Here is a 16,226-nt window from a genome sequence, read left to right on the forward strand (position 1 = left end):
AACCAATCACGATTTGTGCTGTATAAACTATGTTGTTATCTATATTACGTAATTCAACCCGGTAGGGCTTATTTTTTTTGGTGATAAACACGCATCATAAGCACTGTCACTTGTGTAGTGAGTGCGTTGAATATCTATCATTATTTTTTGTATGTTTTAGGAACTGTGTGAAGCACCCTATATTTAATACATTTTTTCAGGTTAGTGTCGCTTTAAGCTTGTTAATCGTTACCGCAACACCAGCGATTGCGCAGACTAGTGACTTTGATGCTCTATTTTTTGTAGATGAAGCAAAAAGAGCAGATCAGCGTGCCGCCTTCTTGCGCGCCGAAAGGCGTGTCTGGAGCATGGACAATGAGGATTTAATAGCGGTTATCAATGATCTTGATGATTACCCGCTAGCTCCATACTTAATTGCCAAGAAACTTGGCCACCGCATGTCCCTTAGAGATGAAGATGCTATCAGGGAGTTCTTGCGTCAGTATGATAATACTGTCCTTGCCCGTGATTTAAGGCGTGATTGGCTGCAATACCTCGCTAAGCGAGACCAAAAGCAGCTTTTTATTGAGTTCTATGATTATCCTAACAATGCTTCATTACAATGCACCTTTTTAGAATATCGCTATGCACTGGGCCTGGCTCAAGAGGAGGTCTTTGCGCAGCTTCCAGCGCTTTGGAATGTTGGAAAATCCCAAGCAAAAGAGTGTGACCCATTATTTAAAAAGTGGATGCAGGCAGGCTTGTTGAGTGAAGACCTTATTCTACACCGCATTGAAAAATCGGCCGACGGCGGGCAGCACACCTTAATTCCCTATTTGAGGACCTTGCTTCCGAGCGACAAACAATATCTTGCCGACAGATGGGCTGAGGTGAGACGCAACCCAGCCAATGTGCGTCATTTAGTGCGCTACTCAGGTAAATATCCAAATATTGAAGCTGACATTATCAGTTATGCACTTGCAAGGCTGATATGGAGAGACCGAGATTTAGCGCTCAGCACGTATGAGCGAGCTAAACAAAAGGTAGTATTTTCAGATGCTCAACGAGCTCGTATTATTCATCGCTTTGCTGTTGCCTTGGCGCTAGATGAGCATCCTCAGGCTGAGAATTGGCTGATTCAAGCCTCTCAGGTTGAGCCAGAATCAGAAACGATGCGATGGCATTTAGCGTATTTGTTAAAACAACAAGATTGGCAACGTATTGCATTGCTGATTGAAAAGTCACCGCCGCAGTTAACCAATGAAAATCAGTTTCAATACTGGTTAGCGAGGGCGTATGAAAAGCTCGGTCGCGATGAGCAGGCCCTGCCTTTATATCGTCAGCTAGCTACCGAGCGTCATTATTACGGTTTTTTGGCAAGTGCAAGGTTAGGCATACCACACAGCTTACATAATGCGCCTGTACAAGCATCACACGATGCCCTTCGTAAAATCATCAACCTGCCAGCAACGCAACGCGCATATGAACTTCGTGCACTTGGGCGTTATTATCCTGCACGATTAGAATGGAATCATGCCCAGCGTCAGCTGGATGATAATGAAAAAGTGCTCGCGGCAGTAGTAAGTAGTGCTTGGGAATGGCACGACCAATCCATTTTCACCTTGAGCCGAGAAGGTTATTTGGATGATGTGGACAGACGTTTTCCAACGGCGTTTGCCGAACTTTTAACTCGTGAGGCGCAAAAGAATAATATTCCGCCGGAGTGGGCGTTTGCGATCGCCAGGAGAGAGAGCTCTTTTATGACCGATGCGATTTCCTCAGCGGATGCGCGAGGACTTATGCAGATATTACCAAGCACGGCTCGTTATTTAGAAAGCCGCAGAATATCCGCCAAAGATCTTCTCGACGCTGACGTCAATGCGCGAATAGGCAATAAGTATCTGCGGTACTTACTAAACAAGCTTGACGATAATGCTCTGCTTGCAACGGCATCTTACAATGCCGGTTGGCGTAAAGTCAGCGAATGGCTGCCACAAAGTGGTGCGGTGCCTGCTGATATATGGGTGGAGACCATTCCATACCGCGAGACCCGTAATTACGTAAAGGCAGTCTTGGCGTATCAGCAAATTTACCAAGATAAGTTGAGTGAAAAGCCCGTTGAGCAAACGGTATTTGCCGAATTCTCTACGATGGAACTACAAGCAGATTAGCCAGTATATTTCATATAGTAAACCTCACTTAACCTGACTTTTACGCATGGGCATGGTAGCCTTTCGCCACAACAATAAGTCCATTTAGATGATGCCTTGTGCTAATCAGCTAGCCTAATAAAGAGGTGACCACCCATGCATGCAGCTCAATACGCTGAACATATTAATATTTTGCAAAAACGCACTTTAGATGCCATTCAGCGTGAAGGTATTGATGGCTTGATTATTCATTCAGGTCAGTCTAAGCATCAGTTTTTAGATGACAATCACTACCCGTTTAAAGTGAACCCCCAATTCAAAGCATGGCTGCCGGTGGTAGATAATCCAAACTGTTGGTTAGTGGTGAATGGGGTTAATAAGCCTAAATTGATTTTTTATCGTCCCCAAGACTTCTGGCACTGGGTACCTGACGAGCCGAGTGAATTCTGGGCGCAGCACTTTGATATTGTACTGCTCAAGCATGCCAACGCCGTTGAAAAACACCTACCTTACGACAAGTCTAAATATGCGTATGTGGGCGAGTATATCGAAGTGGCCAAAGCACTAGGGTTTGAGTTAGTTAATCCAGATCGAGTGCTGCATTACTTGCATTATCAAAGAGCCTATAAAACAGACTATGAGCTAGATTGCATGCGTCAAGCAAATGCGACAGCGGCTATCGCCCATGCCAGCGCTCGCGATGCGTTTTTTGCACATCGTAGTGAATTCGATATTAATCAAGCTTATTTATTAGGTGCACAACAAGGCGATAACGACGTTCCATACAACAATATCGTCGCGCTCAATGAGCACAGCGCCATTTTGCATTATATGCGCCTAGATACCGAGGTGCCCAAACAACATCTAAGCTTTTTGATTGATGCCGGCGCCAGTTATCATGGTTATGCCGCCGATATTACCCGCACCTACAGTGCTGAAGATGGCGAGTTTAAAGATATCATTGAGCGAGTCGAAGCGCTTACCAAAACGTGCGTAGATAAACTTGCTCCGGGAGTGAGTTATATTGACGTCCACCGAACGGCTTATGCAGGAATTGCACAGATATTAAAAGAGATAGAAGTGCTGAATATGAACGCAGAAGATGCCGTTGAAAGCGGCATTGTCAGCACATTTTTCCCCCACGGCATCGGGCATTTTTTAGGCCTGCAAGTACATGATGTAGGTGGTCACGTTGCAGATGACAGAGGCACACCGTTCCCGCCTCCGCAAGAGCATCCGTTTTTAAGATGTACACGCACCATTGAGCCACGCCAAGTTTTCACCATTGAACCGGGGCTGTATTTCATCGATTCGCTGCTAGCTGAACTGAAAGGTTCGGAGCATTCGAAGTATGTTAACTGGAATGTGGTTGACCGTTTGCGTGCATATGGCGGTATTCGCATTGAGGACAATGTGATTGTGCATAAAGAGCGTAACGAGAATATGAGCAGAGAAGCGGGTATTTAAACCTACCCGCCGCGCTTAAATGCTCACTTGATTAAGCCCTCAGCGACAAAGAAATCATGCATTTCTTGTAATGGCGCTGAGTAATTTTTCCACTGTAACATGCTGTCTTTGAAAATAGGTTGGCGCACTTGCTCTGAGCTAGGTGTTTTAATAGTGCGCTTGGTTTTATGAAAATCGACGCACGCTTGTTCAAACTGCAATCCGCAGAAATCGAGCATCCGTTTTACTTGGCCTTCCAAATCTTCGATGACATCTTCATGCTTAACGCGCAATACAAAACCGGGTAAAACCTCATCCCAATGATTCATAAGTTCTACATAATGCTTGTAGTAGTGAGAGATATTATCCAAACCATAGGTAAACTCTTGACCCTCAGCAAAGAGTTGCTTAAAGCCACTAAAGCAACATGCCATCGGTTCGCGACGCGCATCAATTACCTTTGCGTTTGGTAATATCAGCTTGATTAAACCAATATGGATAAAGTTGTTAGGCATTTTATCGATAAAGCGCGGTGCATTGCCACGATATGCCTGTGTCTCTTGTAAGTATTGCTCTCCAAACCGAGCGAAGTAGTCAGGTTTTAAGCTAGTGATAATCTCTGGGTAGCGGTTGGAAGGCCCATTGAGTTTTGCGGCTAATCCAAGAATGTTATGCAGCTCCATGGTGCCATCTACTTGTGAGTGAGAGGCTAAAATTTGCTCCAATAAAGTCGAGCCTGCGCGCGGTAAGCCTAGTACAAAAATAGGGTCGGGGCGCTGACACCCTTGATTTTCCAACTGAGCAAAAACAGATGATATAAACACCTGTTTTTGTTTGTTAATCTGCGTCTCTAGTGCCTGTGGCTTATATCCGGTTTGTGCTTGTTTTAGTGCATTACCTTTTGCGTAATACTCAAACGATTCGGTAAACGCGTTTCTATCTTCATAAGACTTGCCTAGCGCGAAGTAAAAATGAATTTTGTCATCTTCATCAATATCTAAGTTCGCTTGTGTTTGCATATCTTGTATTTCGGTATCGCTAAACACATAAGTCTTTGTGTTGGCTAAGCTCCAATAAGCGTCGCCAAAATCGGGCTTTTGTTTGTATGCTGTTTGATAGGCCCTAATAGCGTCGTCTAGCTTTCCAGCGGCCTTAAATGCATGCCCAAGCAAAAGCTGTAAGCCAGCCTGTTCAGGCGTTTTCGCTAACAGTGCCTGGTATAGTTCAATGGCCGCGTCAATTTCTCCAAGACCCACCATAGCACTCGCTTTAGCTACCATGATAGGAGGGTGTGCAGGGTGGGCTGCATCGAGTTTTTCAGCTAGGTCCTTTGCTGCTTGAAACCGGCCCATTTTGCTTAAGAGTTTTAAATATTCAATACCGGCCGCCTTGTGCTCAGGATAAAGCGTTAGGCAACTCTCAAGTAGAAACTCTGCTTCGCCGTAGACTTTTAGGGCAATGCCTATCTCTGCCAGTAGCAACATGCCTTCTGGGTGATGTTTGTCAGTTTGCAAATACTGGCGACAAAGTTGGTTGGCTTTGTGCAGCTGACCTTCATACATTAAATCCCTTGCATGCAAAATAGGCTTTGGCAAAGCGTTCAAATAATCCAGTTGCACTTGAGCAAGGTTCAACGCAGTTTGATTATCGGTACTTTTATAGTGTTCATAAAGCGTCTTCCAACTCGATAACAACGCAGGGTTACTCTGCGTTGCCTGATAGAAATGAGACGCTGACTCAAGTGGTTTTGCACTTGCTCGGTAAACGTAACCAAGCTCTTGATGAGCGCGCGAGTGACTGGCATGCAAAGACAAAATTCGCTTTTGACAATCGATCGCATTTTGTAAATTGCCAGATAAACGGTACGCCACCCCTTTAAGGTATAAAAGCTCAATGATTTGTGCTTTATGTTGCGAGTTATCAAGGGTCTTAAGTTGGCGCTCAGCATCTTGTATGGCGTCAACAAACTGCCCTTTGCTGATCGCTTGTTTAATTATTTGCTCTGGTGTCACGGCTTATCTCAGTAGCGTTTTTGTAAAAGCTTATATTAGGCTACAAGCTTGCAAAAATAAGGCAAGCGAGATGCTTGCCTTATTTGTGCTCGATGTATGTTAGAAGAAGTCGTAAGACAATCTAACACCTATTGTGCGAGGACGGTTGGTTACCACTTTTGGCGTAAACTGCTGCGTATCTATATATAACACAGCACTTTCGTCAAAGAGGTTATCGATGTAAAGTTCAGCTTTCCATTCATCATTGGTAATACCAAAGGCAACGTTTGCAATAGCATAGCTTTCTTGCACATATCGACCACCTCTGAAGGTATTGCCGTTTGCATCAGGATATACCACACCATCGTAAACCGCGGCTTCTTGTTGAATTGGTAGCCCAGAGCCTGTGCCGTAAACCAGTTGCGTAGCATCTTCAACCACGAAGGCATCCATATTCATTCCCGCCAATCTATCGCCGGTATATGAAATTGAGCCGTTGATGTAGCCACTTAAGCCGCCGTCTAGTTCATAGAAATACTGCGCACGTAAGTTACCTGAGAAACTCGCTGAATACGGCAGTTCTGCCCCAACAGGAAGAGCAATGCCTTGTAACTCTGGGTTAATTGATGTGAGCTCTGTATCGAGTAAGCTAAATGCTGCATCGATAACTAAGTTGTCAGACGCTAACCAAGTAATGTTTGAATCCAAACCTTTAATTTCAGCATCGCCGACGTTGTCGGTAAATACCAAGAAGCTGATATTGGTTGGGTCAAAACGTGATGTTTGTAAATCAGTGATTTCAGAGTAAAACGCGGTGGCATTAACACGTAAGATACCGTCTAAGAAATCACCCTTCATACCGAGTTCGAAGTTATCCAAAGTATCGGTAAGTGAATAAACGGGGATCCTAAAGTCGGTGAACGCGCCTTGTTGATTGGTAGCTAGTCCGCCACCGACACGGTTTGTCACCGGCGGTCTAAAACCTTCTGAGTAGGTTGCAAACAACAACAAGTCATCCATCGGTTTCCAGTCTAATGAGAACTTGAAGATGGTATCGTCAACGGTTAGCACACCATCATCGTCAAGCAGATCAACTTCCAACTGTCCGCTGGCTACGGCTTCCTGAACCGCTGCAGGGTCAAGGCCAACTGCTGCAAGTTCGGTTGGATCTAAGGTGCCAAAGGCTTGTAATCTGCGACTGACGTCAACGGTGCTAGTAGAGCCTTTGTAGATATCATCGATCTGATACCAACGAGCACCTAAGCTTGCCGTTAATGTTTCAGTAAGGTCATATTCTAACTGACCGAAGACCGCAATTTGGTCAATGCCGTGGCGAACATCGTTGATAAAGCTTATTTCTGACGGGAAAGGGCCGCCGTCACTGTTGATGCCATCTGTGCCTACCGTGGTTCTTTGAAGGTCGGTGAAAAAGCCTAGCTCAGTGTTAGCGATGTTAAACAAGCCTATGGTATCTACGTCTTGTTCATCATAGAAAATACCTGCGGTGATGCGCCAGTCATTTTCAACGTCGGTATTCACCCTTAGCTCGTGTGTCATACGAGAGGTACTTGTTTCTTCTTTATAGAATTTTGTTGGGTCTAGGCAGCGCTCGTCAGCAGGAGTGGCCGCTTCGTAGTGATTACATACATAATATGCTGAAAACAAACCGCCATTGGTGTAGCCGGTGTAATCAATGGTTGAATTAATTTCACGATCTAAGTACCCACCTGTGTAAACCACGTCAAGCTTATCTAAACGGCCTTCTAAGGTCCAAGTGGTCAACCCAAACTCGTCGTCATTATCTTCTGGAATGAAGCGATTAGTTGATGACTCTCCAGCAAGATTCGGATCATATGAGAAAACCCCTTCTGTTTCGAGGGTTTGCTGTGTGTGCTGAACAAGTAGCGACCAGTCGTCATTGATAATGTATGACAAACCAAAACGAGCACCTGAGTAGATAGCATCGTTAAAGTCATCTTCGACTAATGCATCGTTGTTTGGTGAGATGACTGGTGTATTTTCTGGATCAGATAAAACGCCACCAGAGATTCTATCGATAACGACTGCGCTACCAATGTATCCGCCTTCACCAGGAACGTTGCGAATGTTATCGATCCATCCGCCTTGTCTAGAATTGTATGCTGCTACCCTTACTGCGATATCGTCAGTAAGCACGAAGTTGAAAAACGCTTCAACTGAATTGCTGTTTTCGCCGCCTTTGGTGGCCGAGAAGTCAGTGTCTACACCAGCAGAAAAACCAAAGTGGTCAGGTTTTTTAGTAATCAATCTTACGGTACCAGACTGTGAGCTAGCGCCAAACAGTGTCCCTTGTGGTCCAGGTAAAACCTCGATGCGTTCCATATCAGTGGCGAACACATCTAGATTACGACCTTGCATGGAAATAGGTTGCTCATCTAGATAAAGGGCAACAGATGGCTGCAATGCTTGTACTGAAGAAACTGAAATATTGGTTTGGGTCGTTGCGGCGCCGCGGATATATATTTCGTTTTGTCCTGGGCCTGTGCCTTGGAAAGTCACATTCGGTAAAAACTCAACGTAGTCATTAAAATCGTCAATACCTAGCGTTTCTAGTGCTTCGCCGTTTAAAGCGGTGACAGAGACTGGCACGTCTTGTATTGATTCTGCACGCTTAGTCGCCGTGACTTCAATGGTTTCGATTTTTGCTTTAGTCGTACTTTGCTCTTGTGCATAAACGCCAGACGACGCAAGTGCGGCTATGACGGCTAAGCTGGTTTTAGTTTTGAGCATCAAAGTATTTTACCCCTAGTATGTTTTTAGTTGTCAAAATTTAATATGTGTAATAACTCTCCTATGATACTACGTTGCAATTAAACTGCAAATTAGTTTGAACACGATGTAATATTTTCTCGCTTTTTAAGCGATTTACGGAGTTTTTTCGATGTTTTTGGGCGGATTTTTATATTAAATACATCTTGTACAATTAATTTGTGCAGGTGCAATTAGTAATTTATCTGAATCTGCGTTAATCTGCTCACCATTGATTTTCAGCTCAAAGGTAACTAGTGCGTGCAGCAAAGTAAGACGCAATCTCCACTCAATAAACAGGTGTTTATTCCCGCTTCTCTAATTATTTTGGCTCTTTTATTGTTTGCCGTTATCACGCCTCAAAAGGCAGATGAGGTTTTTCGCCTCGCGCAGTCTTCTATCATTGCCAATGGCAGCTGGTTTTATGTATTAAGCGTTGCAGTAATACTTGTAACGGTTTTATATCTTGGGTTTTCTCGATATGGAACCATCAGGCTAGGGCCGGATCATGCGCTTCCGGATTATTCTTTACCCACGTGGTTGTCGATGTTGTTCGCAGCAGGTATGGGTATTGGTCTCATGTTTTTTGGTGTTGCCGAACCGGTAATGCACTATCTCGCACCTCCCACAGCAACTCCCGAAACCACCGAAGCGGTCAGAGAAGCCATGAAGATGACTTTCTTTCATTGGGGATTCCATGCTTGGGCCATCTATGCTGTGGTGGCTTTAGTCCTCGCTTACTTTAGCTTTCGACATAACTTACCTCTGACAATGCGCTCTGCTCTTTATCCGCTGATTGGCGACCGTATCTACGGTTGGACCGGCCATACCGTCGATATTTTTGCAGTGGTGAGCACAATATTTGGCGTTGCGACTTCACTGGGTTTGGGGGCATCTCAAATTAATAGCGGATTAAATTATCTAATTGGGCTAGAGGTCTCGACCTTTCATCAAATCGTATTAATGACCGGTATTATTGCCATCGCGATAGTCTCGGTCGTTTCGGGTCTTGATAAGGGGATTAGACGGTTGTCAGAAGCTAATATGATTCTGGCCATTGCCTTACTCGTATTTATCTTACTACTTGGCCCTACGGTGTTTTTGCTTAAGGCGTATTTACAAAATACTGGTGCCTACCTGTCTGATATTGTGCGCAATACATTTAACCTATTTGCTTATGATAAAACCGAGTGGATTGGTGGATGGACTATCTTCTATTGGGGCTGGTGGATTGCGTGGGCGCCGTTCGTGGGCTTATTTATTGCGCGTATTTCGCGCGGTCGCACCATTCGAGAGTTTGTTCTAGGGGTATTATTAATTCCTACTGCGTTCACATTATTATGGATGACGGTTTTTGGAAATACTGCGATTGATGCCATCATCAGCGACCCCACCCTTGGGCTTAGCTCTATGGTCAACGACAACACCTCTGCGGCCTTGTTCTTATTCTTTGAATATTTCCCTATGACCGAGGTGCTGTCAGGCATCGCAATTATGATGGTCGTGGTGTTCTTTGTAACCTCCTGTGACTCTGGCGCCATGGTAGTCGACATGCTGTGTTCTCACGGAAAAAATGATACACCCGTTTGGCAACGTATTTATTGGGCCTTAGGTGTGGGGATTGTTGCTGCCATTTTACTTACTGCAGGTGGGCTCACAGCATTGCAAACCATGACAATCGCGTCGGCCTTGCCGTTTGCTGTGGTTATTTTATTATCATTAATAGGGTTGATTAAAGCTTTAAGAGTTGATGAGTACAAGCGTGAATCACTGCAATTTAATGCATCGCCGTCTTATCCAATAGAGCATGAGCAGGCTTGGCAAGAAAGGTTACAAAATATTGTCAACTTCCCAAATAAACAAGCGGTAGAAAAATACCAGCAATCTATTGTAATGAAAGCATTTGAGTCTGTTGCGAAAGAGTTGAAAGGTCATGGTATACAAACTGAGATCAGAAAATTCGATAGATCGGTAGAGCTCTATGTATTTTTAGGTGAAGAACAAGATTTTATCTATGGCGTGCATCGCACCAAGCATCATCAACCCGATTTTGTGCAAAATGATGATGATTCAGTAGACGAAGATGATGAACAAATCTATTATCGCGCTGAAGTTCATCTGAGTGAAGGTGGACAGGATTATGACATCATGGGATGGTCAAGTAATGCTGTCATCCATGACATCATTGATCAGTATCACAAGCATCAGCACTTTTTGCACCTTGTTAGGTAATCACGCGTGTTGATGAAGAGGAAGTGTTTATGCAAAAAGACGAAGAACTCCTGATTGCACTAAGGAGAGTTATACGAGCAATTGACTTGCGCTCTAGGCAGCTTAACAAAGAAGCGGGACTTACCGGCCCGCAGCTGTTGGTGATGCAAAACATTGGCAAGACGCCGGGCATCATGGTCAGGCAACTCGCTGAAAACATTAACCTTAGCCCTGCAACGGTGACGAGTATTTTAGACCGCCTTGAAGTAAAGGCATTAGTTCAGCGAGTCAGAAGTACTGAAGATAAGCGCAGGGTTGGAGTATTTTTAAGTCCAGCGGGTGAGCAAATGTTAGCTACTGCTCCCTTACCGCTGCAGGAGCATTTCATCAACCGCTTTGATCAGTTAGAAGAGTGGGAGCAAAGTCAGATGGTCGCAACGATGCAGCGCATTGCCAGAATGATGGACGCTCATGATATCGATGCATCCCCCATGTTAGAAGTGGGTAGTATTCAAGACAAAGTGTAGTACTTTCCGCGTCTAACTATCGCGATTGACAGAAAGGTCCGCTAAACCTATGAGTGATTGCTTGTAAATTGACTCAGGTAAAATCTCAATCGCGGCCTTTGCTTTTTCGGATTCTGCGACAGCAAGTTCGCGGGTATATTCGATTGAACCAGCACGTTTCATCACATCTAATATATGGTCAAAGTGCTCCATGCCATTGGCTTTCTCAATCGCCTCTCTGATGAGCTCAGCATCTTGTGCTTCGCTATTCCACATTGCATGTAACAAGGGCAGTGTGGGCTTGCCTTCTGCTAAGTCATCACCCGCTTGTTTACCCATGTCTTCGCTTTGTGCAGTGTAATCGAGCACATCGTCTATCAACTGAAATGCGGTGCCAAGATGTTTTCCGTAGTTTTGCATTGCAACTTCGATGTCGTGTCGCTGGTCGGTCAATACAGCGGCAAGCTGGGTAGCAGCTTCAAACAAGCGTGCAGTCTTGCTGTAAATGACCTCAAGGTAACTTTCTTGTGAGGTGTCGGGGTCGTTGCAATTCATTAACTGCATGACTTCGCCCTGCGCAATGCGATTTGTTGCGTCAGACAGTATTTCCATCACGCGCATACGTTTTAATTCAACCATCATCTGAAATGCGCGGGAATACAAGAAGTCGCCCACTAAGACACTGGCTTGATTGCCAAACAGTTCATTTGCGGTCTCTCTACCACGTCGCATTGTTGACTCATCGACAACGTCGTCATGAAGGAGGGTGGCAGTGTGAATGAATTCAATAATTGCCGCTAAGGTATGGTGTTGCTCATTTTGAATATTCAGTGCCCTTGCTGCTAACACGGTAAGTAAAGGGCGAAGGCGTTTTCCGCCACTGTTGACAATGTAAAACCCCAACTGATTAATTAAGGCGACATCTGAGCTAACTTGTTGACCAATAAGATGGTTGACCGCTTTCATATCATTATCTGAAAGCTTGCGAATGCTATCTAAATCCAATCTGAATCCGTGGGTTACTTAAATCATTGTTTATTTATGGCAAATATTGTTACATTTATCTCGCGATTCGGCTACTAAATGTATAAATTACCAATGTTTTTATGGCATTTTTGCAAGCCAAGCTAGGTTTATGCAAGATAATGTACAAATATCGGTAGATAAGCCTTGCGAGTTTGTCAAACATTACGTACAATTCGCGCCCTGTTTTTTGAATTGAGCGCAGTTGTGCGCAGAGCGGAGTAAATTATGTACGCGGTTTTCCAAAGTGGTGGTAAACAACACCGTGTGGCCGAAGGTCAAACCGTTCGTCTTGAAAAGATCGAAGTAGCGCCGGGTGAAGCGGTAGAGTTCGATAACATCTTGATGGTTAGCAATGGTGACGATATTAAAATCGGCACGCCCTATGTAAATGGCGGCAAAGTGACTGCAGAAGTAGTGACTCATGGTCGTGGTGAAAAAATTAAAGTAGTTAAGTTCCGTCGTCGTAAGCATTCACGCTCACAGATGGGACATCGTCAGTGGTTCACAGAAGTGAAAATCACTGCAATAACAGCATAAGCGGGAGACGAACACATGGCACATAAAAAAGCTGGTGGTAGTACTAAAAACGGTCGCGATTCGGTAAGTAAACGTCTAGGCGTTAAGCGTTTCGGTGGCCAAGACGTATTGGCGGGTAACATCATTGTTCGTCAACGTGGCACTAAGTTTCATGCAGGCGATAACATGGGTATTGGTAAAGACCATACTTTATTCGCTCTTTCTGACGGCAAAGTTTTATTTGAAACAAAAGGCCCTAAGAATCGCAAGTACGTAAGTATTGTTGCTGAATAAGTAGCTTAAATCGATTGCAAAAACCCCGCTGTCGCGGGGTTTTTTTTGCTCAGCACTCACGCCTATATCGCAGCGTGGCATCGGTAGGCGATATATTTGGCCAGCAATGGTTTGGCATATGTATGAGCACAGAGATTGCTCATACACGGGGTTTTTAGTAGTCTGACCCTAGGCAATCAGAGTAACAGAAAATGAAATTTGTAGATGAAGCAGAAATACGCGTTGAAGCAGGCGATGGTGGTAATGGCACTATCGGGTTCAGACGTGAAAAATATATCCCTCGAGGCGGCCCAGATGGCGGAGACGGCGGTGATGGCGGAAGCGTGTTTCTTGAAGCAGATGAAAACCTAAATACTTTGATTGACTATCGCTTTGAACGTTTTCACAGAGCAGAGCGCGGACAAAACGGTCAAGGCAGTGACTGCACCGGGCGCAAAGGCGAAGACCTTATACTCAAAGTACCGGTAGGTACGCGAGCTACCGATAAGGAAACCTTAGAAGTACTTGGTGATTTAACGGTTCATGGTCAGCGTATGAAAGTTGCCCAAGGTGGTTTTCATGGACTTGGAAATGCACGATTTAAGACCAGTACTAACCGTGCCCCTCGTCAAAAAACGAATGGTACACCCGGTGAAGTTCGAAGCTTGCAATTAGAGCTAATGCTGCTCGCCGATGTAGGCCTTTTAGGGCTTCCTAATGCGGGTAAATCTACTTTCATTCGCTCCGTTTCAGCTGCTAAGCCCAAGGTAGCTGATTATCCTTTCACAACCTTAGTGCCAAACTTAGGTGTGGTTCGTCTTGATTCTCAAGCGAGCTTTGTCATTGCTGATATTCCAGGACTTATTGAAGGCGCCTCTGAAGGGGCCGGCTTAGGTATTCAGTTTTTGAAGCATCTAGAGCGTTGTCGAATCTTATTGCATTTAGTGGATATTATGCCTGCAGACGGTTCAGATCCCGTTGAAAATGCGCTTACCATCATCAATGAATTAGAAACCTATAGTCCAAAATTAGCTGCAAAACCTCGTTGGTTAGTGTTTAACAAAGTCGATTTAATGCTTGAAGAGGAAGCAGAGCAACTGTGCAGTGACATTGCTGAGCAAATGGGTTGGGATGAGGATTACTATCAAATTTCTGCGTTTCATAAACTTGGCGTGATGGAAATTTGCCAAGACATTATGGAATTTATCGATGAGCTTGGGCCACAAGATCTTACTGAAACCGATGAAGAAATTGACTTTTCTTGGGATAAACCTCAAAAAGCCAAATTCATACAAGCCGCTGAAGATGAATATGATGATGAAGATGACGACGAGGATGATGATCATCCCAATGTGATTTATACCAACGAATAATCCAAATGATTTGGGTTATTTGCACGCTATTTATGAAAATGAGTCTTCATTTCTATAAATAGCGTGAGACTTCTTAATTTCATTTATTTGTTTTTATAAATTCTGTCGAAAGCATGTGGAAGTGCTACTTGTGTAATAAGGCATCTACTGCACTCATACAGGTCTCTAATCGTTCGTAATAGTCCGAAGAGCTCACTCGCAAAATACGGTCTTCCGGAAAACCATATTGCTGGTACAACGCAATTAATTGTTCAAAGCTTTGTTTGCGCAACTCGGGCGTGCCTAGTTCACGCATACCGTCAGCTACCCATGGCACCGTGGGCTCTAGGGCAATAATCAAATCATATTTTAATGGGTCGATAAAACTTTCAACCCTACTAGCAATGTCGCCTAAAAATGCCTTACTGAAAAACGCGGTTACTACGGCGTCAGTATCAAAAAAACACACTTTGTTGGCGCTACGAAGCGCATGCCAATCTTGCTCATACTGTAAGTGGGTGATGCGATTAAAATCTTCTAAGTTAAAGAGGTCGCCGTTACCGCCAACAACGTCTTCTTGATAATCACGGCCTAGCTCTTCTGACCATGAGGTGCAATATACTTTAGCCAATTTGCGAGTTAAGGTGGTTTTACCGCAAGATTCCGGCCCAGTAATTAACACTTTGCGCGCAAAAAAAGGTCTGGCAGCGCCGGCAATATAATCCCAGTGTAAATAAGGCCGATTTCGGATCTCTGTGCCGCTGATAGGCCACTGCATACGCTGCGGGTCTAGCACGTTATAGACTATGTTTGGAAAGTGCTCCTTATGACCTGTACGATAATCCTCTTCACCTCCAAAAATCACTTGAAACGCTTCTGGAACCGTCTGCTGCAACAATGTCGCATAGTCGCCCCAACCTTGAGGAAAGGGGGCGATGGCATCTTCGTTTTGCAACAACACGGTGATATCCAAGCCTTGTAGCTCTTGGGATAACCAGCGCTGGCGTAAAACGCCATCAAGATAGGGGATGTCTGCTGTGTGGCAAAGTTCGCCATCTTCTACACTACGTTCGCTAATCACTACATACAGTTTTTCACAAAGTGCATGAGCCCTCAGGATCGCCGTTAAATGTCCGCGATGCGGTGGTAAAAACTTGCCTGGGAAAACCCCCACATTAGTCATTTTGTTGTGCTCCTTTATGCCAACTGATTGCGCCATAGATAGAATTAATGAGAAACGCACCCCACATAATCAGTGTGGGCACCGCGTATGGGGCTGAGCTCGGGTCGGTCGTTAATACTAGCGCCCAAGCAAATATGGTAAGGATATTCGTTAAAATCCAAAAGGGCCACTGCGCGGCAAACATTCTAATCATCAACAGTTGTGCTGTAATTTGTAAAATAACCGTGCAACTGTCGAGAAGCGGCCCAGCTATATTAAAACCGCTGAGCGATGCTAAGCTATCGTAGACTGAGGAGTTGCGTTTTAATGCATCGGAGAAGAACCCATCTAAGTTTTGTAATGCACCTGCTAGCAACATTATTGCGAAGAGCACTAGTACAACGACCCAGAGCCAGTGCCAGCCTAAGCGGCGCATTATAATGATTTGGCTAGTACTTTCTAAGTTGCGTCGCCAAGTAAAGTAGATAAAAAACTGAGCCGGTAAAAAATAAAACCAATTAATTAACCAGTCGCCATAGTAGCCCGATTTCCATGCTAAAAAGCCATAGGTTGAAGCGCTGATTAAGCCCCAAATCCAGTTCGACAATAAGCCCTTAGCAACCATGACTACGCAAAGCACACCGCTAATTGCACTGATGGGGCTGACCAACCAGTTCAACACAATGGATTGGTTACTTTGCCAATCGGTACCTTGCCAGCTAAACCAAATCGTGGTGCTTAAAATAGTAATCAGAAAAAGCTGTAGCCAACGGCGCTCTAATGGATTTAAGCGCTGTAGATCAGACAAAAGCAACAAAATGAATTCT

General features: G+C 44.5%; 12 protein-coding genes. 7 read left to right on the top strand and 5 right to left on the bottom strand.

Translation table 11 applies throughout. The features are described 5' to 3' along the window. The first annotated feature begins 167 nt into the window (after positions 1 to 167). Together KJ365_RS17005 and pepQ are read left to right on the top strand one after the other, a co-directional pair. A complete protein-coding gene (locus KJ365_RS17005) occupies positions 168 to 2,150 on the top strand; it encodes a transglycosylase SLT domain-containing protein (RefSeq protein ID WP_214450533.1) in 1,983 nt (660 codons plus the stop codon). Between the two features lie 135 nt (positions 2,151 to 2,285). Continuing rightward, on the top strand, positions 2,286 to 3,596 hold the full coding sequence (gene pepQ, locus KJ365_RS04985; protein ID WP_214450534.1) for a Xaa-Pro dipeptidase: 1,311 nt from the start codon (positions 2,286 to 2,288) through the stop codon (positions 3,594 to 3,596). 23 nt (positions 3,597 to 3,619) lie between these two features. Here the strand turns inward: pepQ and KJ365_RS04990 are convergent, their stop codons facing one another. Continuing rightward, complete coding sequence (locus KJ365_RS04990; RefSeq protein WP_214450535.1) at positions 3,620 to 5,587, bottom strand: tetratricopeptide repeat-containing sulfotransferase family protein; 1,968 nt, start codon at positions 5,585 to 5,587, stop codon at positions 3,620 to 3,622. A gap of 99 nt (positions 5,588 to 5,686) precedes the next feature. Continuing rightward, the gene (locus tag KJ365_RS04995; RefSeq protein WP_214450536.1) at positions 5,687 to 8,335 is read right to left on the bottom strand and encodes a TonB-dependent receptor; all 2,649 of its coding nucleotides are present in this window, start codon (positions 8,333 to 8,335) and stop codon (positions 5,687 to 5,689) included. Between the two features lie 279 nt (positions 8,336 to 8,614). Between KJ365_RS04995 and KJ365_RS05000 the strand changes: the two genes are divergently transcribed. Both KJ365_RS05000 and KJ365_RS05005 read left to right on the top strand, forming a co-directional pair. Continuing rightward, complete coding sequence (locus KJ365_RS05000; protein ID WP_214450537.1) at positions 8,615 to 10,585, top strand: BCCT family transporter; 1,971 nt, start codon at positions 8,615 to 8,617, stop codon at positions 10,583 to 10,585. A gap of 29 nt (positions 10,586 to 10,614) precedes the next feature. Continuing rightward, positions 10,615 to 11,091, top strand: a complete 477-nt coding sequence (locus KJ365_RS05005; RefSeq protein ID WP_214450538.1) for a MarR family winged helix-turn-helix transcriptional regulator — start codon at positions 10,615 to 10,617, stop codon at positions 11,089 to 11,091. A gap of 12 nt (positions 11,092 to 11,103) precedes the next feature. On the opposite strand, the gene ispB is transcribed toward KJ365_RS05005, so the two are convergent. Beyond that, a complete protein-coding gene (gene ispB, locus KJ365_RS05010; RefSeq protein ID WP_214450539.1) occupies positions 11,104 to 12,075 on the bottom strand; it encodes an octaprenyl diphosphate synthase in 972 nt (323 codons plus the stop codon). Between the two features lie 246 nt (positions 12,076 to 12,321). Here ispB and rplU point away from each other — a divergent pair, with 246 nt between their 5' ends. The 3 genes from rplU (at position 12,322) to cgtA (ending at position 14,258) form a co-directional block, all read left to right on the top strand. Continuing rightward, positions 12,322 to 12,633 carry a 50S ribosomal protein L21 gene (gene rplU, locus KJ365_RS05015; protein ID WP_214450540.1) on the top strand — a complete coding sequence of 104 codons (312 nt, stop codon included), beginning with the start codon at positions 12,322 to 12,324 and terminating at the stop codon, positions 12,631 to 12,633. Between the two features lie 15 nt (positions 12,634 to 12,648). Further along, positions 12,649 to 12,906, top strand: coding sequence for a 50S ribosomal protein L27 (rpmA, locus tag KJ365_RS05020; protein WP_214450541.1), 258 nt, complete (start codon positions 12,649 to 12,651; stop codon positions 12,904 to 12,906). Positions 12,907 to 13,097: 191 nt separating this feature from the next. Beyond that, entirely contained in the window at positions 13,098 to 14,258 is a 1,161-nt protein-coding gene (gene cgtA / locus KJ365_RS05025; protein ID WP_214450542.1) for an Obg family GTPase CgtA, read from the top strand. Between the two features lie 124 nt (positions 14,259 to 14,382). On the opposite strand, the gene nadR is transcribed toward cgtA, so the two are convergent. Together nadR and pnuC are read right to left on the bottom strand one after the other, a co-directional pair. Beyond that, entirely contained in the window at positions 14,383 to 15,420 is a 1,038-nt protein-coding gene (gene nadR, locus KJ365_RS05030; protein WP_250884037.1) for a multifunctional transcriptional regulator/nicotinamide-nucleotide adenylyltransferase/ribosylnicotinamide kinase NadR, read from the bottom strand. Then, positions 15,413 to 16,207: a nicotinamide riboside transporter PnuC gene (gene pnuC, locus KJ365_RS05035; RefSeq protein ID WP_250884038.1), complete on the bottom strand. Its 795-nt coding sequence runs from the start codon at positions 16,205 to 16,207 to the stop codon at positions 15,413 to 15,415. Before pnuC ends, nadR begins: the two co-directional genes overlap by 8 nt. Positions 16,208 to 16,226: the final 19 nt, after the last annotated feature.

The organism is Glaciecola sp. XM2 (genome assembly GCF_018595715.1).
Taxonomy (GTDB): domain Bacteria; phylum Pseudomonadota; class Gammaproteobacteria; order Enterobacterales; family Alteromonadaceae; genus Glaciecola.

Coding starts and splice junctions, on each gene's coding strand:
- rplU (WP_214450540.1), top strand. CDS start 12,322: ATGTACGCGGTTTTCCAAAGTGGTGGTAAACAACACCGTGTGGCCGAA.
- rpmA (WP_214450541.1), top strand. CDS start 12,649: ATGGCACATAAAAAAGCTGGTGGTAGTACTAAAAACGGTCGCGATTCG.
- nadR (WP_250884037.1), bottom strand. CDS start 15,420: ATGACTAATGTGGGGGTTTTCCCAGGCAAGTTTTTACCACCGCATCGC.
- KJ365_RS04995 (WP_214450536.1), bottom strand. CDS start 8,335: ATGCTCAAAACTAAAACCAGCTTAGCCGTCATAGCCGCACTTGCGTCG.
- KJ365_RS05005 (WP_214450538.1), top strand. CDS start 10,615: ATGCAAAAAGACGAAGAACTCCTGATTGCACTAAGGAGAGTTATACGA.
- cgtA (WP_214450542.1), top strand. CDS start 13,098: ATGAAATTTGTAGATGAAGCAGAAATACGCGTTGAAGCAGGCGATGGT.
- pepQ (WP_214450534.1), top strand. CDS start 2,286: ATGCATGCAGCTCAATACGCTGAACATATTAATATTTTGCAAAAACGC.